This window comes from Shewanella saliphila (assembly GCF_014648295.1).
Taxonomy (GTDB): domain Bacteria; phylum Pseudomonadota; class Gammaproteobacteria; order Enterobacterales; family Shewanellaceae; genus Shewanella; species Shewanella saliphila.
The window spans coordinates 35,580-61,802 of sequence record NZ_BMQV01000022.1 but is presented as its reverse complement, the minus strand read 5'-3'; the positions used below and the strand labels follow the sequence as shown (position 1 = coordinate 61,802).

Here is a 26,223-nt window from a genome sequence, read left to right as displayed (position 1 = left end):
AAGGTGGACGCTTTATTTGCTTATTAGCGGTCAAAACAATCGGTTTAACTCGAGCGCGATTATCTCCTCACTCAATGTTGACTCTCTCCCCACAATCGCCAGGCTAAACCTGATGCGCGTGAGGTGGCTTGTTGGCTGGCTTTTTCAAATATGTTTGCGCTGCCTAAGCAATAAAAATGGTTTTTGGCGCGGGTGATGGCGGTGTATACCAGCTCTTTGGTGAGTAACTGCCATTGGGCGATGCTAGGGCGTGTGGGCAGCACAAAGCTGACTTTATCAAATTCGCTGCCCTGGCTTTTGTGTACTGTCATGGCGTAGCAGGTTTCGTGGCTTGGCAATCTGGCGGGCAACACTTTTAATAAGCTGCCATCTGCCATGACAAAATGGGCCATTAAGCGCTCTGGTTTATTACTGTCTTGTAAAATTAAGCCAATGTCGCCATTGAATAAGCCTAGGTTGTAATCGTTACTTTGAATAATGATTGGCCTGCCGAGGTAAAACTCACCTTGAGCATGGATTAATCGGGCTTGTTTTAAGCTTTCAGTCACCGCAATGTTGATGCCTTCAACGCCAAATTCACCGGCGCGCATGGCGCATAAAATACGGTATTGGTTAAAGCTGTCGATAATGGCTTGTTCGCTGTGTGGTAGCTCAATTGGTGCATTTTGCTCTGGATCTGTGTGTTGCTGAGCCTGTGACAATATTGCCTGTTGATTAGCGTTAACTTGCTGTAAATATTCACCATAAGCCTGTACTGACAGCGCCAGTAACTGTTGTTTACCCGCGTTGTCACCTTGGGCATTTTGTTGGTGTTCATACCAATTCAGCTCGGCGTGTTGCTGGCGCCACACCTGACGGATAGCTGCCACGTTGGCCTGGTTGACGGCATTTGCGAGTAAGCCAATACCTGCATCACCTTTAAAACGATGACTGTGCATTAACATGCATAAGCTGTCGCCGATTTTAGGCTGCGGATGAATAAACTGACTTACATCTTGGCCTGTCAATTGGCCAATTTGCTGCGCCTGGGCCTGGCTGTAACGCATTGACCATGGCGAAGACGCGGGTGAGGTCATATTGTCTTGCCCATGCTTTAAACCAATGCAAATGTCGGCTAATACAGCGCCAGCTTCAACGGAGGCAAGCTGGTCTTGATCGCCCAGTAAAATCAATCTGCCATGAGCGGGTAAGGCGCTGAGTAGCTTGTGCATCATGGGTAAATCGACCATTGAGGCTTCGTCGACCACTAATAAGTCGAGCCGTAATGGATTGTCTTGATGATGCCTAAATTGATGCGAGTTAGGAATAACCCCTAAGAGCCGGTGCAGTGTTGAGGCTTCTTCTGGGATGGTGGTGAGTGCTTCAATTAGTACCGCTGCAATGCTTTGGTCGGCTAATTGGGTCAACTCTTTGTGCAAACGCTGTTTTGAAGCTTTAATCGATTCACTTAAACGTGCAGCCGCTTTACCTGTGGGCGCGACTAGGCGAATGGTTAAATTCGATTGGGTAAGCAGCAATAATAATAACTTGGTGACCGTGGTGGTTTTACCGGTACCCGGGCCGCCAGTGATCACCGCTAATGCATTGATGAGCGCGGTGGCAGTGGCGATTTTTTGCCAATCGATAGTGGCAGAATTACCCGTTTGTTTAGTGGAAAATAAGCTGTCGATAAGCTGTGGCAATTGGCTTTGGCTTAACTCAATACTGATTTTCTGGCTGGCAAGCTGGGTCAGTTTATTAGCGACTTGGGTTTCAAAAAAGTGGTATTTATTAAGGTATAAACGGCCATACTCTAAAATTAATGGTTTATTGTCACCGGGCAAACCGACGGCATCAAACTGACTAATTTGTTCAATCAGTTGGCTATGACTTAGGCTGATTTGGCAATTAATTTGTGCATATTTGTGGCTGTCTTCTGCCATTGGGTTAGCTAAATTAATTTGCTCAATAACCAAACAGCTGTGCTGATTAGACAGTTGTTGGCTTAATAATGCGCACACTAACAAAAACAGCGATGTTGAACTGTTATCTGGCTGTAATGGCTGCTGCACGTTTTCAGTATTAGCTGTTGGGCTTTGTACAGAAGTGTCAGCCGCTACTTGAGCTGGCATAGATTCAATACTGGCAAGCTCAAGAGCAAAGTGACGGTCAAGCGGGGTTAATAGGCGCTGTTGTTGCCATTGTTTAAGCAATAAATCGATAGGTTGGCTGAGCATTAGCATGTTGGCGTCTCCAAAACAGCGTGAGTCGCATCGCCATTAAATAGGCTGTCGAGTTGCTCAATTAACGCTTGGGGTGGTTTATCAAAATATACGCCGCTGCCAGGGTGTTGTGGGCTCATGCCGCGTAAAAATAAGTAATAGCAGCCGCCCAGGTGTTGTTGGTAATCATAGCCGGGTAGGCGTAAGCGTAAATAACGATGCAATGCCAAAGTATACAAGATGTACTGCAAGTTATAGCGGTGGCTATTAATGGCTTGTGCCATGGCGCTTTCGCTATAGTCGCTATACTTGTCGCCAAGGTGGTTAGACTTATAATCGGCAATGTAATAGCGGCCCTGGTGCTCAAAGGTTAAATCGATAAAGCCTTTTAGCATGCCTTGCAAGGTGTCAAAGTCGAGCCCGGCGACATAGCCGTGTTGCTGTAAAATGTGGTTTAACTGCTGCGCTTGTAAAGTGGAGATAGGCAGATAAAACTCCATTTCGACACTGGTTTGTTTTGGCGGCAATTGCATTAGGCTAATAGCATCTGAGTCATTGTGAACCGATTGATGCTTGGCTAACGGTGTGGCTAAGATATGTTGATACCACAGGCTTAACGGTTCAAACCATAATGTTTCATCAAAACCGTATTGCTTCATGGCTTTTTGCAGTGCGCCAGTAAGTTCGGTGTCTGCTTGGGTAAAATCAAACAGCTCTAATACCAAATGCATAAAGCTACCGGCGTTAGCGCCTCGCTCAAAGCTAAAGCGGTCGAGTTGTGGTTCAATGAGTTCGTCATCTTGTAACTGCAATTGCAGCAGCTCATCACTAAAGTCTTCATCATCAGCGCCCGGGGCGACGCGCTCATGGGGCAAGTGTTTCACGAGGCCTGAGTAGCTGCCGACTCGCCAGGCTAAACTTGGCTGACGCGTGACGGCTTTAGCGCTTAAATGCATATCGCTGTCATCTATGCTGGCTAATGCCGAGTTGTCTATGCTGTCGCTTATTTGGCTGACGCTGATGGCATCAATGGTGGCGATGTTGTCGACCTGCGCTTTGATTAAACTAAACTCAGTATGTTTGTCGATAATCCCCAATAAATAGCCAATGCCGGTTTCGTGCAGTTGGCTGCTGATGCCCGCTTTGAGCTTGCGACTTTGATTGGCAATGTATAAATAACACACATAAATCGGCCGGGTTAAGGCTACGTACAATAAGCGCAAATCTTCGGCGAGGGTTTCTTGTTTAAGTTGTTCCCAACCTTCATCGGTAGCGTCTATGTCCCACACTAGTTGTTCATCTTGGTGATACAACATCGGTGATGGTCGTCGGCTGTTGTTTCTGGCGAGGCTAATAAACGGCACAAAACACACAGGGTATTCAAGCCCCTTACTTTTGTGGATCGTTACAATTTGTACCAGGTTTTGCTCGCTCTCTAGGCGCAACTGTTGCTCATCGCCGCCTTGAGTGTCGATGAGTTGTTGCTCATACCAATTGATTAAAGCGCTACTGCCGTCAAGCTCGGTGGCTTTTTGCTGCAGTAACTCGGCTAAATGCCTAAAGTCGGTAAGACGGCGCTCGCCCGAGCCTTTACTGTTTGCTGCCGTGTCACTGTCGTCAGTATCGTTAATGTGCTCGCTGTTAAGCTGCTCTGCTTGCGACAGGTAACGATGAATTAATTGGGTTTCGCTGGCAAAGTTAAGCAGCGCTGGCATGACGCCGCGTTTAAGCCATAACTCGTGCCAATGAATAAATTGATTGAGCACCTGTTGGCGCTGTTCTTCATCCTGGTTAAATTGATGAATTTGTAATGCGCTGTAGCCCACTAGCTCGGTAGCGAGGGCGGCACGGATGGCTCGCTCATCTTTTGGGGTGGCGAGAGCGTACAACAATAGCGCCATTTCGCGTGCTTCTAGGGTATTAAATACGCTGTCGCGGCTTAAAAATACTGCGCCAATTTTTCGTGCTGATAGCTCAGCTTTCATCACCGCAGCTTCGTTGCGATCGCGCACCAACACAGCAATGTGTTTCGCAATGAGCGGTTCGCCTTCAGAGTTGCCTTTGCTGTTTATGGTGCATAAACCTTGCTGCGCTTCGGTTAATAAGCGTTTTATTTCACGGGCGGCGTCGGCGGCAAGTATTTGTCTGGCGGTGGCTTTATTTAAGCCAAGCTCACTGTCTTCGGCGAGTAATTTAATCCGTAACGCGCTTAGGTCTGTATTGGCTTCTTTTAGCTGCTTATGAGCCGAAGCTGGTGGCGTATTGACTTGATCATAAGGAATTTCATCGCTAATAAACGGATTGCTGTGCTGACTAAATAATTGATTAACGCCGTCTACTAACTTGGTCGATGAGCGATAGTTTGTCTCTAAATTATAGTGCGCTTGTGTTTGCTGCCTAGCGGCAATATAGGTGTAAATATCGGCGCCGCGAAAGGCGTAAATGGCTTGTTTAGGATCGCCAATCATTAACAAACTGAGCTTGCCTGTTTGCTGGCTGTTTGCATCAGCTTGCTCAGGGCTGTTTGCTTCAATCTGCTCAAGGCTGTGCTCTGCCGCAAGTTCAAGTTGAGAGGCCAGCGGTTGCTGGTAGACCTGGTTGAAAATAGTAAATTGCAGCGGATCGGTATCTTGGAATTCATCAATTAATGCCACCGGAAATCGCTTGGCTATTGCCTGGCCTAAGGTGTGCGGATTTTGGCTTAATGCCATGGCTAAACTGAGTAGCAAATCATCGGGCGTCATTAAGTTGCGTTGCTGCTTTTGTCCGGCAAAACGTTGGCGGATCCCTTCACGAGCGCGTACTAAAAATGACGGAATTAATTGATTAATGAGCTCAAGTAACTTGTCGATATGTTCAAGCAAGGGGGCTTCAGCTGCGCTGGGCAGCACACCGCCTTTATTGAGCTTAAGCTCTGATAATGCAATTTGTTCTAAGGCTTTAATCGGCGGTAACCCCTGGCCGAATGTTGCCCAGTTGCTTATGTCGTCAAACACCTTGGCAAGCTTGGGGTAACCATCACTTGCTTTACCAAAACGTTGACCATTAAGAGGCAGTTTATGCAGTAATGCCAGGGTGTCGTTGTGTTTGCCTCGCCATAATAAATTAAAGCGATTTAGGCTTACGCTCAAATCTGAGCTGAGTTTATCAAATGCCAGTGGTTGGTTTGATAATTGCGCCTGACTGGCACCAAGTAATGGGCGTAAATTTTGTGCCAGGGCATCGGGCTCGGCAAATTTATCGCTAATGGCTTCGGCTAAAAAAGGTGGCAGTGGATAACAGACCTCACGCCAAAAATCGCGCACGGCATGATGTAAAAACTCGCTGTCATCAAGGGTGAATTCTGACTCAAACAGGAGTGAGGATTCAAAAGCCATGTCGGATAAAATACGCTGACAAAAACCATGTATGGTAAAAATGGCGGCTTCGTCTAACGATTTTAAGGCTAAATCCAGGCGGCGCAGCGCGATAGGGCGTTCATCTTCGCTAATGTCTTGATATAGCTGTTCAATAAACGGATCGTTAATGGGTAAGCCTAAAAAACGCTTAAATGCGAGGTTGATACGTTTGCGGATCCGGTCGCGTAGCTCTTCGGTTGCGGCATTGGTAAAGGTCACTACCAAAATTTGTTCACAACTCAGTGGTGCATTGCCGCCATGGCCGAGTAATAAACGTAAATACAAACCTGATATGGTATAGGTTTTACCCGTGCCGGCGCTGGCCTCTATTAAACTGGAGCCTGCAAAGGGCAGGGTTAATGCGTCTAACGGGGTGACTTTATTGTCGCTGCTGGCTTGCTTCATTGTTTCGATCCCGAGCTCGAACGGGTAATACTGACTACATCAGCTGATTTTGGCGCATTAGGGGTGGTTATTTCACTGACAAAGCTTTCAAGTTCAGCCAGTTTATCTTTGTGATACAGACTGATCATGGGCTGCAATAAATGCTCCACCAGTTGACCAAAACCTTCCTGGCTAAAATCATCGGGGAAGGTAAATAAACGCTGATTGTGCGGGTCAAAGGCTTCGCCAAATTGGGTCTGACCATCGTCCCATTTCGCTTCGGCTTTAAGCAGTTTATCTTCGTGCTCACCTTCAGCTTCTGCGTAAGCAAAGGCGGTTTTAGGCATAAAGCACAATGGTTGGCGCTGACCTTGAATAAAGCACACAATAAAGCGCATCAGTTGTTCGCGGGCTTGCTCGGCGGTGATGGGGGCAAAAGCATGAAAATGACCAATATCGAGCAAATAACTGTAGCCTTGTTTGGCTTTATGTTGCGCTGTGGGTGTGGCTTGAACGGCCATAGCATTAAGGCATAAGTGGCGTAAATACACTCTAATAAAGTCGCGGCCGTGTGCGGTGCCCGGGCGATAATTAACCAGACCTTTTGGCAAGATATCGTCTATGCGGCCAACCAAATTAACCCGAATGTTGGGGCTGTCATCTTCAGTGCCTGACTCGAGATTCAAGTCAAAATTGAGATCGATATTCACCGTGTGCATGGGTTGCTCGTCTTGCAAAAACTGCACTCGGTTAATTAATGGCACAATGTCGCGCTGATATTGCGCTAACAAGATATTATCAAACGGTGCCATGGGCAGTTCGCCGCTGGCTTTAAGGCGGTTAATCAGCGCGTCGTTTGGCACACTGAGCTTGTTGTCGATGGCGTTATCTATCATCGATAATTGCAATATAAAGCGCTCTAATGCATTGAGACTGAATGGCTCATCGTTATCATCTGCTTGAATATCTAATGATAAATCCACTTTTAAACTGCGATTAAAAAAGAACTGAGCTGGGTTTCGATAAAAGCGGATCAGCGATGACAACTCTAATTCGACCACTTTATTACCTTGGCTATCAATATGGCTATGCGCAAACACTTCGTCGGCTTGTTCGGCTGATAATGGCAACGGTTGATTGAAAAATGGCATACTCATCGATCCTTGTTTAGCAGGTGGACACCACTGTGAATTATAGCTTTGCTGTAGTGGGGTGTTATTGCGGTTTATGCGAAATAATTTAGCATCAAACGGTTGTAATGGCTGTGCTTGGATCAGTTGCTGTAACACGAGGTTGTCGGCGTCATCATTGCTGACCTCATAGCCGTTTTCAAGCTGATGTTTAAGCGTTGATGGCAAGTAACTTAATTGGCAATATTCAATTAATTCTGACACTAGCATTGAGGCAATCCGTTCGGCATTGTCGCGTTCGCTGTGGCCAATATAGCTGATATACAGTTGTTGCCTGGCAGATAAGAGCGCTTCTAAAAATAAGTATCTGTCGTCTAAACGGCGTGAGCGGTCACCTTTTTTAGGGCCAAAGTGGGCCATTAAATCAAAACCTACAGGGTGCTGAACTCGGGGGTATACGCCATCGTTCATACCTAATAAGCATACAACATTAAATGGGATTGAGCGCATTGGCATCAAGGTGCAAAAATTAATGCTGCCGGCAAGGTAGCGTTGGCCAACACGAGACTCGGTAAGGCGTTGGTTAAACCATTGCTTTAATACTTCAATATTGACTTTACCCTGGTGTCCGGCGCTTTCGAGTTCTGTTTCTAAGACGACTAAAGCGTCACGTATCGCTTGGATTTGTTCGCGTTCATCATCATTGGTGTCGTAACAGTCGGCCAATAATTGCTGTAATTGGGCCAAACGTTGTTGGGTGCTAAAGTCGCCGGCAAATAAGCTGTAGTAGGTGTCGATAGTTTCTAAAAAGTTAAGCAATTTACCTAATGCTTGCGACGACTGACCTTCAACGCCTTGTACGGTTAACGTGCCTTGATATATCTCAGCCTGGTCGTTAAACGCATAACCTAAAATTAGGCGTTTAATGCCAAATGCCCATGAGTTTTGTGCAAAGGGCGCCACACCTAATTGGCTGCGTGTATCTTGATCGCGGCCCCAACGAACATTGGCCTGATCTAACCAACGGCGGATAAGTGATAGCTCGTCATCATCGAGATCGAAACGGCGTAAAATGGCCGGCACTTCTAAAATACTGATAATTTCAGTTAAGCCAAAGCGGCTTTGGTTGATATTAAGCAGAGTTAAAAAGCTATTAATCAGTGGTGACTCTTGCGCTGCGCCGCGATCGGCAATGGCGTAGGGCAGGTAGTAGTCGCCTTTTTGTGGATTGGTGTCAGCAAAGTATTGGCTGTTTGCTGTGCCAAATACGGCGTCGATAAACGGTGCGTATGCAGCGACATCTGGCATCATAACCACAATATCTTTAGGGCGTAAACTGCTGTCGTTGGACAACAACTCAAGCAAATGATCGTGCAGGGTTTCGACTTCTCTTAAAGCACTGTGACAACTGCGAAGGGTAATGGAATTGTCGTTAGTGTGCAGTTCTCGTCTGGCGCCTAAGTCCTGGTAAATGTCAGCATCTGGCCCTAATGGTTGCCCGAGGGTTTCCATTTGTAAAATGTCGTACTGTACGCCATGCAATAGGTTGTCTGGTGTGGGTTCAACATAACAATCGTAACCAAAGTCGGTGTGCTCGGGCGGTAAACTGAGCATTAAATCGAGTAATTCGCGGCCCATTTGACCATTGTTGGCCAGTAAAGGGTTACCCACTTCTAGTTTGTCTTCCCAGCCCTGGTCGAGTTGTTTTTTGTTGGCATATTGCAGTGCCATGCGCGCTCTGGCTTTGGGCTCGATGATGTCGCCCCAATAATGCTGACACGGGCTTAGCGACAACATAATCACGTCTATTCTTGATGCTAAATGGTAAAGCACCTCAAGGGTTTGTGGCGGCATGGATGAAATACCAAACACATATAAGCGCTCAGGTAACATGGATAAATCGGTGTCAGGGTTTATCAGTGCGGCCAGTAAGTCGGCGTGTAAATTAGCGCGATGATAATGGCTAGCTTGTAGCTGGTGGCGATTGTAATCGACCAGTGCACGCCACAAAATAGGTTGCCAGCGTTGATTGTCATCGAGTTCAAGTTGGCTATTGATTTGGCTGAGCGGAATGTTTTGCTCCCAGGCGAGAATCCACTCAGGGCGATACACCAAATATTGGTCAAATATATCGGCAATGCGACCACATAATTGAAATAACTTAATCGCCTCGTGGGCGGTGTCGTTAGTTTGCAGTGTGTGGCTGTTTTTACTGGCTCCTTCTGGGCTACTTGTCGCTTCGAGATCGATGACTAACGCGTCAGGTAGATTATTGTCTGGGGTGATCTGCGGGCTTAAGTATTGCTTTAATGGGCTAAAGTCGCTGTTGTCTATCAAACTTGGCAATAAATCCATTAGTTTCCAGGTCATTGCCGCTTTAGTAAACGCATTATCTTTTGGCACGTTGGGCAGTAAGTCATGGCATAACTGCCAGGTAAAACTCGATGGCAGCGGAAAGGTTAACGCCGCCGCAATACCATTGTGCTTGGCCACTTCTAATCGTAACCAGGTCGACATACCGGGACTTTGCACCAGAATATGTTCACCGCTCAATACACTCAGGTTATCGGAGCTAATTGCCAGCAATTTTGCTAGCTGCTGTGATAACACTTCCATTTGATTTGATTGAATTAAGGTAAGCATGAGCAACTCGCTGATTTGACATTAATTCATTCTATGGACTCTAGAGAATTTCAGCAATCAAAACTGTGTAATCGCATATTACTTGCTGAACTAATATGCACTGTTTTACTCAATCTATGTAGAAGGTTAACTGCGTAATAAACGTAGGCGTAATTTGCGGTATAAGCGCAAAAATTGCTGCTGTTGTTGCTGGCTTTGCTCTGGCGTCAACGGTTGATATTTGAGTGCCATAAAGGCCTGGCTTAGTGCGTTAAAGTCGGCCGCTAAACGTGGATGTTTGTCACTGAGACGTGCCACTACATCGTTAGCGTAATCTTGTGGTGCCTGGCCTTGCGGGCGCGGTATACCTCGTTTAGCTAAACGCTGACACACCAACTGATAACGTTTATTCAGCGGATCTTGCTGGGTGTTTTGACTAAATAATCCGGCATAGTAACCAATCACTAAAGCAATGATGATAAAGCTAAAAATCATCATTAAAGCAATTTTACTGCTGGTGACATCCCCTAGCAGTTTTGATAACACCTGCTGTTTACGCTCTTCATCAAAGCCCAGTACCCACACGCTCCAATAGTAATCGAGGCTAGAGAGCTGCTGGCGTAATTCGTTAAGCCAGGGGTATTGCTTCATTCTTAAGGTGCTAAATGGGCTGTCTTGCAGGTAGCTACTTTGGCTGTCGAATGTGGCGTCAAAGCCATCTAAAATGCGCTGTGGTGCAATCATGGCGGTGGGGTCAAAACGCTGCCAGCCTTTGCCTTCTAGCCACACTTCTGTCCAGGCATGGGCCATGTATTGATAAATGCTGTAATAGCCCGCTTGTGGATTGTATTCGCCGCCTTGATAACCGGTCACCATACGTGCCGGTAGGCCACTCGCTCGGGCCATAAACACCATTGCTGAAGCGTAATGTGCACAAAATCCGGCGCGATTTTCAAATAAAAAATCATCAATTTGCTGCTCGCCAACCGGCGGCGGGCTCAAGGTATAATAATAAGCTTGCTCGGCAAAGTAATTCATCATGGCGTTTAAACGCGCTTGTGGATCGGGATAATCTTGCGCAAATTTTTTCGCTAAAGCTTGGGTTTTAAGATTACTGTTGGGCGGCAAAGCCAAATTCAACTTTTTGGTATTGTCTTTTAACGTTGGCTCCATGACGCTGTCTGGGTATGAGGTAACACGATAGCTCATACGCTGATCGACAGGTCTGAGCGAATACAAGCTATAGTCTGGCAGCTCAACCACTTGGCTGTTGTCACTAAAGGCTTCGTCGAGGCCATATAACCATTTTTGATGACTGGGTTCGCTAATGACGATGTAATCAATTTTACGGCTTTGCCCAGTAAGTATGGCTTTATCGCGTTGTGGTTTTTGAAAAAACGCCTGACGTTGTAAATTTTTAATGCTCGGGTCCTGACGCCATGTTTTGCCGTCGTAGCTTTCCATTACCAAGGTGCGCCAATATAAATCTTGGTTTGCAGGGCCTGTGGTACTGCCGTCTAGGTTTTCAAAGCCAGCTCGAAAGGCCAGCTCTGCTGAGCGGGTCAATTTACTGATGTCGCCAAAAGACACTTCGTCAGATAAACCAGTGGTAGCCGATTTCATATTAGGCACTAGCCATAAAGGGCCCAAGCGTGGAAACACCACAAACAATAAAATAGCTAATGGTAGACTTTGTAAGACTAATTTAACGCTAAAGCCAAGGTTGGCGAACTTATTAGATTTATCTTGATAGACGCTGATCAAAATGCCGGTGTTAATGATAACCACCGTAAATAAATGCAAGGTGTTGAGCATGCCTTGCTGGTCGAGCAAGGTGAGGGCAATCAAAAAATACCCCACTAGCACAATGGCTTTAACATCTCGTTGCTCGCGCATTTCGATGTATTTAAGGGCGTAGCCTAAAATCAGTAAATTGACTAATGCGTTCAGTAAACCGATTTCGGATGAGACTAAGGCGAGGGTTGTTGCCGCTCCGATGGCCAGTGATGTCACTAGTAACTTTGGCGGTGCGGCCACTTTACCCAGGTAAATTCCGACTCGCCAGACAAAGCAAATAGCACAGATGCCGATGCTCCACAGCGTGGCTTGTTGATACAGTGGGCTTAACACAGCTACATTGGTGACTAATAACCAAAACAGGGTATTACGGCTAATGATGGCGTCAAAATTATCTTTCATTATGTCGCCTCTGTATCGAGGTTGGCCGAGCTTGGGGTAAAGTCGGGATTGATACTGCCGTAGGCTTGATAAGTTGCTATTGCCGTTTGACAGGCAATGCGATGTGCTTCACCAGTGTGTTGATTGATGACAGTGTTTCCAAGTATTAAACCAAAAATTTGCTGGGTTTGGCTGAGTTTATCGACTTGCCAGGCAAGGCGACTGAGCTGCTGCTCAAGATCTTTACCATTGGTTTGGGCTAACGAAAGCCAAACGGGTAGGCCTTCTGGCTCGGCAAACTCTTTTGACAACATGCCTTTATCTTGGGCCCATTGTTTCCACGCGACTTGTTTAAGAGATTCTCCCGGAACATAAGCACGTAGACCTTTGTAATCATCGACACCTGGGCGTAATTTGCCGTGTTCATATTGGCTGTCGCTGTCACTCACTTGGCTAGAGAGCACTATGTCGCTGGCTTCGGGTTTGGCAAAAATCACATGATGAATATCAAGGTCGACGTATGACCATGCTCGGCATAAGCCTAACGGAAAATTGGATGACACTTTTATACGCCCGGGATTTAAGTGACCACGTTTTGGATGTTCAAATGGCACCGCAGCCACGGATTGTTGCTCCATGTGTTTTAAGCGCACATGACGCTGGTGGCTAAACTGCAAACAGATTTGTTGATGGGAAGTGTCACTGTGTTTATTGCGTGTATGACCGGTTAGCATGATCGGAAATGGGCTGTCGTCGCCGGCATAGGCTATTGGCGGATTCACCGCATTAAAACTGAGGCCTGCAAGATTTTTGTAGCTGTAAATAATACAGGTGTGAAACACGCTGGCTAACAATAAGCTTAGACCTATCACTAAGTTGTTTTGGTAGTTTGTGCCAAATAAGTAGAGCAGCACAATCAGCCCCATCCAAAATAAACCAAAGCCGCTGGGTAAAATAAAAATACTGCGATGGCTTAAGGTGATGTGCTTTTGCGGCGGTAAACGCCGAGTGAGCCAACGATCCCAGCGTTTTGTCACTGACGCGGGGATAAGGCGTTGCAGCCACGACGGTTTGCTAGAACCTGACTGAGCTTTGTTGGCGTTTTGTTTGCTCATGTTAATGTTGACCCTTAGCGTTAGCGAATGGGGTTAACACTGGCCAGTATAGTGTCAGACAGTGCCTGCCCCTGAAACTGACTGCTGCTTCGAATACGATGCTCTGCAACCGAGGCAAATACCGCTTGAATGTCTTCTGGTACCACATATTGGCGCTGGTGAATAAACGCCCATGCTTTTGCTGCTTGCAACAGTGCAATGCTGGCCCTTGGCGATAAACCACTGGCCACATCGTGCTGGCGCGAATAATCGACTAAGGCAATAAGGTAATTCAGCACCGCATCCGACGCCGACACTTGCGCCACTTGTTGCTGTAGCAATAACAACTCTTGTGGGGTAATGCATTGGGATAATGCAGCTTGTTTAGTGGCTTGAGTGTGGGTTTTTAGCATGGCCAATTCGGCGTCATGACTTGGGTAACCAATCGAAATACGCATCATAAAGCGATCAAGTTGTGACTCTGGCAGCGGGAAAGTACCGGCTTGATCTAATGGGTTTTGAGTGGCAATCACAAAAAAAGGTGAGCTTAAATGATGGGTGATACCATCGATAGTGATTTGTTGCTCAGCCATAGCTTCAAGCAGCGCACTTTGAGTTTTGGGGCTGGCACGGTTGATTTCATCGGCAAGCAGCATTTGGTTAAATACTGGGCCTTTATGAAACACAAACTGTTGCTGCTCTTTGCTGTAAATCGACACCCCAAGAATGTCGGCAGGTAGCATGTCGCTGGTAAACTGAATACGTTGGTAGCTCATGCCTAAACTGCTGGCAATGCCTTGGGATAAACTGGTTTTACCCATACCTGGCAAGTCTTCAATCAGTAAATGACCTTTTGCAAGAATACAGGTTACCGCCAGTTTAATTTGCTCTGGCTTGCCTAACAATACGCTTGCTAGTTGTTTTAATAAGGTTTCGATAGTTGATTGCGACACGAACGCTCCCAGTATTTTAACCTCTAGAGATTGAGGTTGTAGCTAAGTGGTGGTTTGCAGATTGATGATCCCATCGATCATCAATCTAATACGTTACCCTGAGCGCGAGTGTAAAGCTAGTATCGATAACTCAGTTCTTTAGGGCTAAACATGCTATTGGTTGATTGACCATCTTGTTGAAATATCATCCGATAACTGAATACGGCTTGCACGTACTCTCGGGTTTCGGTGTATGGAATGGTTTCAATAAATGTCATGGCATCTAAGGTGCCATCTGACGCTTTAAGCCAGCGACGCACACTGCCAGGACCTGCGTTGTAGGCTGCGGTGGCCAAGACTCTGTTTTGGTCAAACTGTTTGAGCAACTCGCTGTAATAAGCACTGCCTAACATGATGTTGACTTTAGGGTCGTATAAGTCTTTAACCTGCTTATAGGCAATTTTATTCTTTTTAGCAGTTTGTTTAGCGGTTGCTGGCATTAATTGCATTAAACCGCGCGCGCCCACGCCTGATGTTGCATAAGGATAAAATGCACTTTCGCGGCGTGATATCGCTCTAATTTCATCAATGTTGACGTTATATTTTTTACTGGCTTTAACAAATTCATCATTGGCAGCCAGAGGGAAACGCAGTGCCAATGAGTCCCACAATTTACCTTGAATACTCGACTCAACACTAAAGCCATGCCAGCCCTGTTGTAGCGCGTATAATCCGTACTGCCCAGTCATGTCATTGTTATGTCGGCGCATTAGGTAAACCCATTCATTACGAGCGTCGATAATTTTGTCTAATGCCATGAGTTCAATCACTCGAGCAAGGCCTTTGTCTTGATGCAGCTTAGCTTGTAGTTCAGGGTTAGACGCCAGATTGTCATTGTTCATCGACAATGGATTACCTAACGCTTCTGCGGCACTAAAACCGTAAAAATTACGTTGGCTACTTAACGCCGACTGTAACTCTGTTGCTTTAGTTTTGTCTTTGCGGGCAAGCATTTTAGCCTGCCAGTAAAGCCAACGTGGATTGGCTTTACCCTTATCACTTAATAAACCCAAATAGGTGTCTACTGTGCTGTAGTCAAGCTCGCGCAGTGCCCAGCGTAAACGCATTTCGTATAAATCGTCAGATGCCAGTAATGGCAGCATGTTGTCGATATGGCTGACCAGCTGAGTGTCTTGTTTTATTAATGCTCGGCGTACTAAATAACGGTTAAGCTGGCGCGCTTCAACGTCACTAAAACGGTTGGCTTTTTGATACTTTACATACAATTTTATGGCTTGATGTAAGTCTTTACGGGCCAGTTTTCGTAATCCCACATCGACAATATTGCCGATAATCGGCTTTGAACTGTCAAATTTGTTCATGTGGCGCAATATATTGGGGTCGCGATACACCGACATCAATAATTTAGCCTGGGTTTTATGTTGAGTGATTTTTTTCGATAAATAGCTCAATAGGCTAGATTGACCGGCATTAAAGCTCAGTAGCATGCGTTGCCAAATGACTTCTTGGCTGCGATGACCCGCTTTTGTCCACTTATCAAATACTGGATCGCATTCATTGGGGCGCGAGTAGCCATGTACCCATAAGCGCTCGATGCCTTTATATGCCATGTCTTTATTACCCGCATCAAGCTGTGCCTGATAAAAATAACATTGCAGACGAATGTCGTTTGGCGTGTCGGGAGAGACCACTAAAAAGTCTTGCCAGCGCTGTTTTTTACCTGCATTGAGCAGGTAACGATAACGAAGATTGTTGTACAGCGGGGTGGTATCAAACTGGTTAATTGCAGTGAGCGCAGAGTTACCTGATGATTGCATAATACCATCCATTTTGGCATGGTAATCAAGGTAAACGGTGAGCGGATAGTCGGCTAATTTATTGCGTAATGTTTGGTACTTATCCAGTTGTTTGTTGTCGAGCGCTTTGCGAGCGTCAAGGTACGTTTGTTGCTGCGTTGTTAGCGCGCAGGCTTGGCTAATAAAAGCCAAGGGAGCTGCCAAAATTAATGCACCAGTAATCAGTTTTTTAGCCCAAGTGTTACGCATTTAAAAGAGAATCTCCGCCTCAATACTTCGTTTGCGATAAGGTATACGGTTTACTTACGCCTAAGGGTTACTATTGCGCGTATTAATTAAATAAAGATTAATTTTGTACTGATTGTGTGTCAGTTTCATCATCGCCAGCGTCAATAGACTCATCTAACGCGCGGTTTAACAGCTGTTTATCAAGTTGCTTGCTGGTGTCGACACCTAACTGCTGCATAACATGCGCTTGTCTAATTAGGTTGCCTTTACCCGAAGACAGTTTTGACATGGCGTTTTGATAGCTTTTATCTGCACTGTCTAATGCGCGGCCAAGCTTTTCCATGTCTTCTAGGTAGCCACAAAGCTTGTCGTAAATGCGGCTAGCTTGCTTGGCAATGTTTTGGGCATTTTGGTTTTGATACTCATAGCGCCAAATGTTGTTAATAGTTCGCAAGGCCACTAATAAATTGGTTGGGCTAACCAGCATAATGTTATGTTCAAGGGCAAAATTAACCAGGCTTGGGTCGTATTCAATGGCTAACAAAAAGGCCGGCTCAATAGGAATAAACATCAACACATAATCAAGACTCTTAAGCCCATGCAGTTTGTGATAGTCCTTTTGGCTCAAGCCCTTGATGTGCTGCCTAATCGACAGTGCATGTTCTTTGATGGCTTGCTCACGGATGTCTTTGTCTTCGCTATTAAAATAACGCTCATAGCTGACTAGCGACATTTTAGCGTCAATCACCACATCTTTTTGTTCTGGCAAATGGACGATAACATCGGGTTTAAAACGTTTGCCGTTGTCGTCTTTTAAATCTTGTTGAATATGGTATTCATGGCCTTCGCGTAGACCACTTTCTTGTAGTACGCGCTCTAAAATCACTTCGCCCCAGTTGCCTTGCTGCTTGTTATCGCCTTTTAATGCCTTAGTGAGGTTGATGGCATCCTGACTCATTTTTAGATTAAGTTCACGCAGGTGGTCTAACTGGTGTTTTAACGCGCTACGTTCAGACTGTTCATGGGTATAAGACTCGTGAATTTGGCGTCTAAAGCCCTCAAGCTGTTGTTTTAATGGTCCAAGCACGCCGTCCATTTGTGAGACGTTTTGTTGTTTAAAGTTCTCGCTACGCTCGTCAAATATACGATTGGCTAAATTTTCAAATTGCAGTTTAAGCCGTTCTTCTGCTGATTCGAGTAGGGCGATTTTGTCTTGTAATGACTTTTGCTCGGTTTCGGCTTTCACCAATATGGTTTGTTGGATAGCATTTGATTTAGCTAAGTTTAGTTGAGACTCCATCAAGCGATGTTGAGCATCGACTAGCTGCTGTTCGACGGTATAAACCCGATCGGCTTTGGTTTCTGCTGTTGAGAGTTGTGAAATTAAGCTTTCGATTTTATTTTGCAGATGATTACTGTGATCCGTTTTGTCGTCGAGCATATCTTGCAATCTCGACACTTCAGCATGGGCTTCGTTGATTAATGCAAGGTGTTCTTGTTCATGTTGCTCTTTTAATTGTTCCCAGCGTTGACGAGTTAAACGTTGATTGATTAATGCTCCAATTAAAAAGCCAAGAAACGCAACCGCAATCAGCGCTGCAATTTGAGGAGGAGTTAACGACACAGCAAAAGGCATAACAAAAACCGATAGAAAATAATGGTTAAGGGTCGCACGGCTAATAATTGCCTGCAAGGGGCAAAATAAGGAATTAATGATTTTTTATTGTTAATGATTAAATTTAAAACTAATCCACTGGTAAAGCCGTATAGTCAGTGATATCAGGCTTTTGTTAAAAAGTATTAATCATTATTTTTTATGTCATTTGAAATAAATACATTCGTTTACCTGTCTATTCATTACAGATGGCAGAAAATAACAAAATAAGCTTTTAAGAGGTGATTTATGGCGCGTAAAAATCGATTTACTCCAGGCATATTGCAGCGGGCCCCTTGGCATGTCGCTGACAATCAAGTGACTCCTGAATCTGTATTTAATGACCGCCGTAATATTATAAAAGTATTAGGTTTAGGTGCGTTAGGCGCCAGTTTACCAGGGCAAGTACAAGCGGGCATATTTGATTTATTTGGCGAGCAAAAAGCCAAAAATGCATTTACCACTCAAAGCTTAAATTACTCTACACCTCGTCAATTTGTGTTGCCTGATGTGAAAACGCCAGAAGATAAAGTCACACGCCACAATAACTTTTATGAGTTTGGTACCGGTAAGTCTGACCCATATGACAATGCCCAAGATTTTAACGTCGACCCATGGACATTGGTCATTGATGGCTTAGTTGATAAGCCCATTACCCTTGACTTAGCGGCACTGACTAAACGCTTTGCTCTTGAGGAGCGGACCTATCGATTACGCTGCGTTGAAGCGTGGTCGATGGTGGTACCTTGGGTCGGTTTTTCACTGGCGACTTTATTAAAAGAGGCTGGGGTGAAACAAAATGCCACCCATGTAGCATTTGAAACCTTGTTTGATCCTGAGCAAATGCCAGGGCAAAAAAGCCGTTTAATGGGCGGTGGTATTCATTATCCGTATGTTGAAGGTTTAACCATTGCAGAAGCAATGAATGAATTACCGTTTTTAGCCGTGGGCTTGTACGGTAAGACTCTGCCGCCACAAAATGGCGCGCCGATCCGTTTAGTTGTGCCATGGAAATACGGCTTTAAGAGCATTAAGTCGGTAGTGCGCATTCGTGTGATGGATAAACAGCCACCAACAAGCTGGAACCAATTAGCCTCACATGAGTATGGCTTTTATGCCAACGTGAACCCTGAGGTTGATCATCCGCGCTGGTCGCAAGCAAGCGAACGTAGCATTGGTGAGGGCGGACTCTTTTCGGCTAAGCGTATTCCTACGCAAATGTTCAATGGTTACGGTGACTTTGTTGCTGATTTATATAAAAACATAGATTTAAGGAAGTTTTACTAATGCGTTTAAGCCCCCGCGGTGTGTTTTGGCTTAAGGTTGTGCTGCACGTAGTGTTTTTATTGCCTGCTCTGTATCTTGTTGCGTTAGTGATGACAGACAATGCGGGTGGCGACCCGGTGCAATATATTATCCATTACACCGGCATGGGGGCGATAAATAGCTTACTTGCCACCTTATTGATTTCACCCATTGCCAAACATTTTAAGTTGGCAGCGCTTATGCAAACACGCCGTTTAGTCGGCTTGTATGTGTTTGCTTATGCTCTATTGCACATTGTTGCATTTATTAGCTTAGATTTGTTGTTTGCATGGGGATTATTGTTTGAAGAGGTGATTAAACGGCCGTACATTTTAGTGGGTGCCGCCGCGTTAATGATTGTGACTTTGCTTGCGCTGACATCACCAAACAAGATTAAACGCAAAATGGGCAAACAATGGCAACCATTGCATAATTGGATTTATGTGGTTGCGTTATTGGCGCCTATTCATTTTTACTGGTCAGTAAAGTCTGAAATTATTGAGCCGAGTATTTATATTGCGTTGTTTGTTGGATTACTACTTTACCGCAGAGTCAGTATCAAAAAATGGCTGATGCCAAAGCGATAATGAGCCAATTAATGACGTAATCGTTGGTTTAAACCATTGGTACAAAACGCAGCAAACAAGGTAAATATCATCACTCCACCCATAATCATTGCCAGTCTGAGCCAAGGTTCAGACAAGCTAATGCGCATGTCTATAAAGTTAAACGTGGTGACTGCCCAGATAAAAATAACGCTTAATAGTAGGGTAAACTTTAATAATTGACTGATGATATTGTGACGGATAAACATCAATAACGGCATCACACAAGCGATGATAGCCCACTCAGTTTGACTAAAGCGAACAAAGTGCGCACCTAACAATAAAAAGGCTAAGGTAATAATGATGACACGCCACCACATAATGTTGTCCTCAAACTGACGATCGATTTGGTAGTCAGCATAAGCCTTATGGTTAATTTATTCCTTATGTTTGTTCACAAATTACTCATGTTTATTTAATGAGATATCATTTTTTACTACCTTTTATAGCCAACTTTGGCCTGTACTAAAGTAGCCGGCTTTTTTGCTGTTCCCCCATTATTATCCTGTCTGAGCGAGACTGCAGTATTTCAAAACATAGCCAGTTATTCACTTTGTCGTTAACTTATTTGCTCGATTTTTCTAGCGCTTCAATCTGTTGCCAAAGGTTTTCTGACTCAGCGGTTAATAGTGAGTAGGTTTTAATGTCGCCTTTACGCTGTGCTTGCATGGCTTGCTCAAGCTTTTGATCGTAGGTTTTACGCAGTTTTTTGATTGGGTCTGATTTTAAGAATGAAAACATTTAAGGCACTCTGTTATTGGTAGTGTTACTGATACGACGTAAATCGGTTCGTGGTTTACGTTTTCCGCTTTTATTTATTGGTTGAAGTTCACTATTTTGTTGCTTTAATTTTCATCATCCGCCTTTAGTAAAGTAAAGATTACAGCCGTAGTGTAAATAATATTGATAACGATTATCATTAGTATTAAAGTTTTTTCATCTTGTGATGTTGAACGAGTAAGCAAACATCTATTTAGAGGTGTATTTTTTATAAATACTAAATAGGATATTCGATGAAGAACAATAGTTTACACTTTTCCAAAAACAAATTAGCTGCTTTATGTGCTTGTGCATTGTCTCTAAACAGTTACGCAGAGACCGCAGAGGATGACGTTGAACAACATAATAATGACATTGAATCGATCAGTGTTGTCGGCCATAAATTGACAGAGCTAAGCGCTGGTAATAATGGGGGGGCGTTAGGCAATAAAACGCTCTTAGAAACCCCTTTTTCGGTCGATGTGATTTCGCTTGAAGATATGGAGATCCGTCAGGTCAATACGCTAGATAGTCTTTTTAGCCGAGAAGCTTCAGTATCAGTTGATGGTAGCGCATACAGCACCTTTGGTTCGACTATTCGGGTGCGTGGTCTGCCATTAGATTATACCAATAGCTTTAAAATAAATGGCATGTCTATTAATAATTTTAGTGGCGAATTACCTTATGAAGCTTTTGAACAAGTCACCTTACTTAAGGGGGCTTCTGGTTTCATGTATGGCATGGCCGCACCGGGTGGGGTAGTGAATTATGTCACTAAAAAAGCCAAAGAAGATCAACTTATTGTTGATTTTGGTTTGCGCAGTGACAGTGTCTTCAGTGGGCATATCGATGCCAGTACTCGAATCGGTGAAGATGATGAATATGGTATTAGAGTTAATTTAGTTAAAGAAGAAGGTGACACTTATTTAGAAAATGGCACCATTGATCGTGAAACCGCCTCATTAGCGTTTGATGCGCAACTCACCGATTCTCTTTATTGGACCGTTGATGTTATTTACAGTGATCGTTTAACTGAAAACTCATGGACAACCATGAGCAATAATTTAGATAGCAGCGAATCATTGCCTGATACTGTAAGTGGTACTCGTAGCATTGCCCCTGAAGGTACCTTTGACGATTATAAAAATATCGTGGCACTTACGAGCTTAAATTGGGACATTGATGAAACGTGGAGTGTTCGTTTTGAGTATGACTATTCTAAAAATGAAACTCGTTGGGTAAAAACCTTAGCGTATTTAGAAAGTTCCACCGGCGATATCGATATTGCCTTATATGACCAATATTTTGATGTTAATTATGACCAAGTACAGGTACAAGCTAATGGCGAATTTGACACTGGCAGCATAAGCCACAGCTTATTAGTTGGCGCGTCTTATCAAAAGTCGACTACCTACCGAAATGACCCTAATCGCAAAGTGACTTGGGGGTATGGCACCGATAATCTTTACGACCCAGTCGATTTACCCGCTTACAATTCAACCTTAGAAGATAATTTATCGCTGGCTTGGACTGATAAACAAGAGTCTTTTTATGTTAGTGACTTTATATCGCTTACTGACGAATGGGAAGTGTTATTAGGTATTAGGGGCACTCAAATTGAGCACACTCCAAGCGAGTATTTCTCTTCATATCAAGCATATAATGAAGACAGCGCCGTGACTCCAACTGCGGCATTAATGTACAAGCCTGATACGAATACAACCTATTATGTTAGTTATGTTGAATCATTTGAAGGTACGACTTCCTATGTGGGTGAAACGTATGCCAATGCTGATGAATTATTGCCACCTTTAGAAAGCCTGCAATATGAATTAGGCGTTAAAACCGCAGGTGACGGTTGGTCAATGACGTCTGCACTGTTCCGTATTGAACGTGGTGCAACATTGGTCACGGATGATAATTACCTTATTCAGGATGGACTGAGTATTTACCAAGGTTTTGAATTTAGTGCCGCATGGGAAGTGACCGATAATTTATCTTTATATGGCGATTTAATGTTGTTAGATGCGACATACGATAAAACCAATAGTGCAGTGGAAGGTAATGATGTTGCTGGTACACCTAACGAACAATTTACGATACAAACTAATTATGATTTTGACGCCATACCAGGTTTAGCGGTTAATTTAGGCGCTAAACATTTTGGAAAAACAACATTAGATTCCAATAATAATTGGGAGTTACCTGCATATAACTTATTTTATGCAGGGGCAAGCTACAACACTACTCTTTATGATAAGTCGTTAACGATTATTGGCTCTGTAGATAACCTGTTTGATAAAGAGTTTTGGGCCGTTGGTGACGCATACGGTGCATTACGCATTGGTGAGCCACGTACTTTTGCGGTAAAAGTAAAAATGAGTATTTAAATATCGTTTAACACACATTATCCAACGATTAATTTGCCGCGAATAAATCATTTATTCGCGGCAGATATTCATGGTTTGTTATTTATTTAAAGGTTTATATCGATGTTTACATTTTTATCATTACTGTTGACATTTACAGGTGCGGCAGTTCTTTATCTCACCAACAAAAATCAGAACTTAATGACTAAGCCATTGGTTAAATATTGGAGGTGGATAACTCTTTTTTGTTGGAGCATATCCTTATTTTTATGGCTTTCTTTGTTTGTGGTCAGTGCCGCGATTTTTATTTGGATATTGACAATCATTATCGCCCTTACGGTTATCCCTCTATTAAGCCTTAATCACTTATTTTATGTTAAAGGTAATCAATAATGGTCAGGTTATCAGCTAATGAAAAGATTCAGCCGCATTGGTGGAGTAAAACGCTCGCGGGACTTCTCTTCGGTTTAATGTTGGCTTATGGCATTGTCGGCATTTTTGCTTGGTATGGTTATGGCGGAATTGATGCGCCAGTAAAAGTTCAATTTAACATGTGGATGATCTGTCCTATTTGGATCTTGGTTTTATCATTGAGTTATTTATTTAAAACAGGTGTTAATGCGGTGGTTTATTTACTCTCTTTAAATGCCATTGTTTATGGTATTTTTTTCATCTTAAGGTGGTTGTCATGAGAGTTCGTGGAGATATTTTACGTACCTATCAGTCGATTCATACTTGGACCGGCATCATTGCGGGCTTAGTGCTATTTATTGGATTTTATGCTGGCTCGCTAACCATGTTTAAACATGAGATCACTCACTGGGCTACGCCCGCGAGCCACCAGTTACCACAGATCCCTATTGAGAAGTTCGACAAACTGATACAACAAGCCTCATCAACATTTGCTAAAGCAGAACAAGACTTTACCGTTAATTTTAATGAGCACTTGTCACCATTAACTTGGTTTGAACGCGGTGGTGGACGAGAGTTGGCTCTTAATAATGTGATGCAACATGCAACGCTATCCGAGGATGGTCAATTAATCACTCAAGTTAATCCAACAAATGAGTTGGGTGAGTTAATTGATATGCTGCATCGAACCGCTGGCATACCCGGTAAAGCAGGGCATGAAGATGTTGGTGTGTTAATTTTAGGCGTCGCATCCGTGTTATATTTTCTAGCATTAGTTTCTGGTGTGGTGATTTTACTGCCGACCTTAGTAAAAAGTTTTTTTGCATTAAGGCCAAATAAAGGCAGCAATCGACTGTGGCTTGATAGTCATAATTTAGTGGGCATTATTAGTTTACCATTTCATTTGATTATCGCTTGGACGGTTATCGTATTCGCTTTTCATGATTTTTTCTATGATGGTTTAAGTCTTGTTTATGGCGATGAACCTATGTTTGAAATAAGAGATAAGCCCACTATTGAATATACTGTTGAACAGCTCCCGCCTATTTCGACTTACCTTAATAAAATTGATGATATTGCAGAAGGGTATAAAATTGAATCAATGGCTTTTTCACGTTTATCATCAGCAAATCCTAGTGTCGGTATCACTATTATTAATCAACAGGAAATGATGAGAGTGAGTTCGGGGGATTTCATTTACATGAATCCTTATACTCTAAACGTTAATTACAGCAGTATCCCATTGAGCGATGAAGAGGTATACACACCCATCGTATCTGGATTTTTCTCATTACACTTTGGCGGCTTCGCTGGGGACGTTGGGCGGTGGGTATATTTCATTTTAGGGTTACTAGGCGCCTTTATATTTTATAGTGGTAACTTACTTTGGTTGGAAAAACGTCGTAAAAAGCAACCTCAACAAAGTCAATCTAGCCGTATTATGGCGTCACTTACGGTTGGAACCTGCTTAGGTTCAATGATGGCCGTTGTGGTTACTTTATTAGTCAGTAAATGGTTATATCTGTTTGGTTCAGAGGTTAATACTCATTACCTTTGGTGTTATTACGTTTGCTTTTTAAGTGCTCTGCTATACAGTTTTATTCGTGGGGCGGCTAAAAGTGCGATTGATTTACAGTTGATATTATTTGTGAGTTGTTTATTGATCCCGCTAACTTCCGTTATTGCTTTGTTGTTTCCGAGTATTGGGTTGCTGCAACCTCTAATCTTTTCAAGTTTCGTTATTGAGGGGATAGCATTGTTTTTTTCTGCGGTATTCTTTTATGGTTTTCTTAAAACCAGAAAAAGAGCATTCCAAGGTGAAAGAAATAGCATATGGGCCTTACCCAATCCAGAGAAACCAGTGGATTCCATAATGCTAAGCAAAGCATAAATAGCGGCAATCGGTTAAGCCCATGAACAAGCTTGATACATATTGCTAGACGTTTATTTTGTGGGGCAATCTCTGCCGCGAGTAAAATGGCAATGGCACTGCGATTGAGTGTGGCTGTCGGGGTGTTAGCCGGTGCCATAAAACCCTATGGATAAACACGCTATAAACCAGTGTTGCGGGTTTAGTTGGCATAAATTGAGCTATTTAAAAGTTTGCGAGTGCATTTTTTGTTAATGACTTAGTCTTGCCAGCGCTGTTTAATGTACAAGATACTGGGTAAACATTGCTGTAATAAGACGACTAAATCGGGGTCAAAGTGAATACCGCTTTGGCTTTCGATAAAGTCCATCGCTTGTTCTACTGTCCAGGCTTCTTTGTAAGGCCGTTTACTAGTAAGCGCGTCAAATACGTCAGCAATGGCCACAATGCGCCCCTCAATCGGGATGTTTTTGCCTTTTAAGCCGTTAGGGTAACCACTGCCATCGAACTTTTCGTGGTGAGTTAAGGACACCACTTTGGCCAATGCGATTAAGTCTGAGTCAGAATCACCGAGAATTTCAGCACCAATTTCTGGGTGAGTCTTCATGATGGTAAATTCTTCGTCGGTGAGTTTTCCCGGCTTAAGCATAATGCTGTCTGGAATACCGATTTTACCTATGTCGTGCATAGGCGCGGCGTGGAGTAAATTGTCGGCGGCAAAATCAGATAAACCGTAGGCGAGGGCAATGATTTTTGAATAGTGGCTCATGCGCATAATGTGCATGCCTGTTTCATTGTCTTTATATTCTGATGCGCGGCCTAAACGTTGAATAACCTGTAAACGGGTACGGCGTAAATCGTCTGCCTGCACCAGTGAAAGGTGAGTACGTACTCGTGCTTTAACGATTGCTGGTGATACTGGCTTGGTGATGTAGTCAACGGCGCCGACTTCAAATCCTTTGGTTTCATCAACTTCGTCATTAAGCGCGGTGACAAAAATAACCGGTACAGCTTTGCTAAGCATGTCCGCTTTGAGCTGTTCGCATACTTCAAACCCTGTCATGCCTGGCATCATAACATCAAGCAAAATCAGGTTTGGCAGTTCACGTTGTACTAGGCGCAATGCTTCTTCACCACTTTTAGCAAAAATGAGGCGGTATTGATCCTCGAGCATTTTTTTTAATACTCTAAGGTTTGCTGGCTCGTCATCCACAATCAGGATGGTTTGTTTACTATCTTGTCGGTTAAATATCATCTGCTTAATTC

Annotated in this window: 16 protein-coding genes; 5 read left to right on the top strand and 11 right to left on the bottom strand. The window is 43.9% G+C overall.

Annotated elements, in window-relative coordinates:
- Positions 1–71: 71 nt before the first annotated feature.
- The 8 genes from recD to rmuC form a co-directional block, all read right to left on the bottom strand.
- Entirely contained in the window at positions 72–2,222 is a 2,151-nt protein-coding gene (recD, locus tag IEY48_RS11760; RefSeq protein WP_188920523.1) for an exodeoxyribonuclease V subunit alpha, read from the bottom strand.
- A complete protein-coding gene (recB, locus tag IEY48_RS11755) occupies positions 2,216–6,004 on the bottom strand; it encodes an exodeoxyribonuclease V subunit beta (RefSeq protein ID WP_188920521.1) in 3,789 nt (1,262 codons plus the stop codon). The genes recD and recB overlap by 7 nt, the downstream gene beginning before the upstream one ends.
- Complete coding sequence (gene recC / locus IEY48_RS11750; RefSeq protein ID WP_188920519.1) at positions 6,001–9,756, bottom strand: exodeoxyribonuclease V subunit gamma; 3,756 nt, start codon at positions 9,754–9,756, stop codon at positions 6,001–6,003. The genes recB and recC overlap by 4 nt, the downstream gene beginning before the upstream one ends.
- A gap of 126 nt (positions 9,757–9,882) precedes the next feature.
- Entirely contained in the window at positions 9,883–11,934 is a 2,052-nt protein-coding gene (locus tag IEY48_RS11745; protein ID WP_188920517.1) for a transglutaminase TgpA family protein, read from the bottom strand.
- A complete protein-coding gene (locus tag IEY48_RS11740) occupies positions 11,934–13,028 on the bottom strand; it encodes a DUF58 domain-containing protein (protein ID WP_188920515.1) in 1,095 nt (364 codons plus the stop codon). The genes IEY48_RS11745 and IEY48_RS11740 overlap by 1 nt, the downstream gene beginning before the upstream one ends.
- 20 nt (positions 13,029–13,048) lie before the next feature.
- On the bottom strand, positions 13,049–13,960 hold the full coding sequence (locus IEY48_RS11735; protein ID WP_188920513.1) for an AAA family ATPase: 912 nt from the start codon (positions 13,958–13,960) through the stop codon (positions 13,049–13,051).
- Between the two features lie 116 nt (positions 13,961–14,076).
- Positions 14,077–16,005, bottom strand: a complete 1,929-nt coding sequence (locus IEY48_RS11730; protein ID WP_188920510.1) for a transglycosylase SLT domain-containing protein — start codon at positions 16,003–16,005, stop codon at positions 14,077–14,079.
- 97 nt (positions 16,006–16,102) lie between these two features.
- Positions 16,103–17,620 (bottom strand): DNA recombination protein RmuC, encoded by a 1,518-nt coding sequence (gene rmuC / locus IEY48_RS11725; protein WP_188920508.1) that lies wholly within the window; start codon positions 17,618–17,620, stop codon positions 16,103–16,105.
- A 267-nt stretch (positions 17,621–17,887) separates the two neighbouring features.
- Here rmuC and msrP point away from each other — a divergent pair, with 267 nt between their 5' ends.
- Both msrP and msrQ read left to right on the top strand, forming a co-directional pair.
- Positions 17,888–18,925, top strand: a complete 1,038-nt coding sequence (gene msrP / locus IEY48_RS11720) for a protein-methionine-sulfoxide reductase catalytic subunit MsrP (RefSeq protein ID WP_188920506.1) — start codon at positions 17,888–17,890, stop codon at positions 18,923–18,925.
- Positions 18,925–19,530, top strand: coding sequence for a protein-methionine-sulfoxide reductase heme-binding subunit MsrQ (gene msrQ, locus IEY48_RS11715; RefSeq protein WP_188920504.1), 606 nt, complete (start codon positions 18,925–18,927; stop codon positions 19,528–19,530). Before msrP ends, msrQ begins: the two co-directional genes overlap by 1 nt.
- Before the next feature lie 8 nt (positions 19,531–19,538).
- On the opposite strand, the gene IEY48_RS11710 is transcribed toward msrQ, so the two are convergent.
- Positions 19,539–19,868: a hypothetical protein gene (locus tag IEY48_RS11710; protein WP_188920502.1), complete on the bottom strand. Its 330-nt coding sequence runs from the start codon at positions 19,866–19,868 to the stop codon at positions 19,539–19,541.
- Positions 19,869–20,112: 244 nt separating this feature from the next.
- Positions 20,113–20,289, bottom strand: coding sequence for a DUF6435 family protein (locus IEY48_RS11705; RefSeq protein WP_188920500.1), 177 nt, complete (start codon positions 20,287–20,289; stop codon positions 20,113–20,115).
- Positions 20,290–20,561: 272 nt separating this feature from the next.
- Here IEY48_RS11705 and IEY48_RS11700 point away from each other — a divergent pair, with 272 nt between their 5' ends.
- From IEY48_RS11700 to IEY48_RS11690, 3 genes are all read left to right on the top strand, one after another.
- Positions 20,562–22,697 carry a TonB-dependent siderophore receptor gene (locus IEY48_RS11700; protein ID WP_229786415.1) on the top strand — a complete coding sequence of 712 codons (2,136 nt, stop codon included), beginning with the start codon at positions 20,562–20,564 and terminating at the stop codon, positions 22,695–22,697.
- 371 nt (positions 22,698–23,068) lie between these two features.
- Positions 23,069–23,368, top strand: a complete 300-nt coding sequence (locus IEY48_RS11695; RefSeq protein WP_188920498.1) for a hypothetical protein — start codon at positions 23,069–23,071, stop codon at positions 23,366–23,368.
- Complete coding sequence (locus tag IEY48_RS11690) at positions 23,365–24,978, top strand: PepSY-associated TM helix domain-containing protein (RefSeq protein ID WP_188920496.1); 1,614 nt, start codon at positions 23,365–23,367, stop codon at positions 24,976–24,978. Before IEY48_RS11695 ends, IEY48_RS11690 begins: the two co-directional genes overlap by 4 nt.
- Before the next feature lie 238 nt (positions 24,979–25,216).
- Here IEY48_RS11690 and IEY48_RS11685 read toward each other — a convergent pair whose 3' ends face one another.
- Positions 25,217–26,212, bottom strand: coding sequence for a response regulator (locus tag IEY48_RS11685; RefSeq protein WP_283106252.1), 996 nt, complete (start codon positions 26,210–26,212; stop codon positions 25,217–25,219).
- Positions 26,213–26,223: the final 11 nt, after the last annotated feature.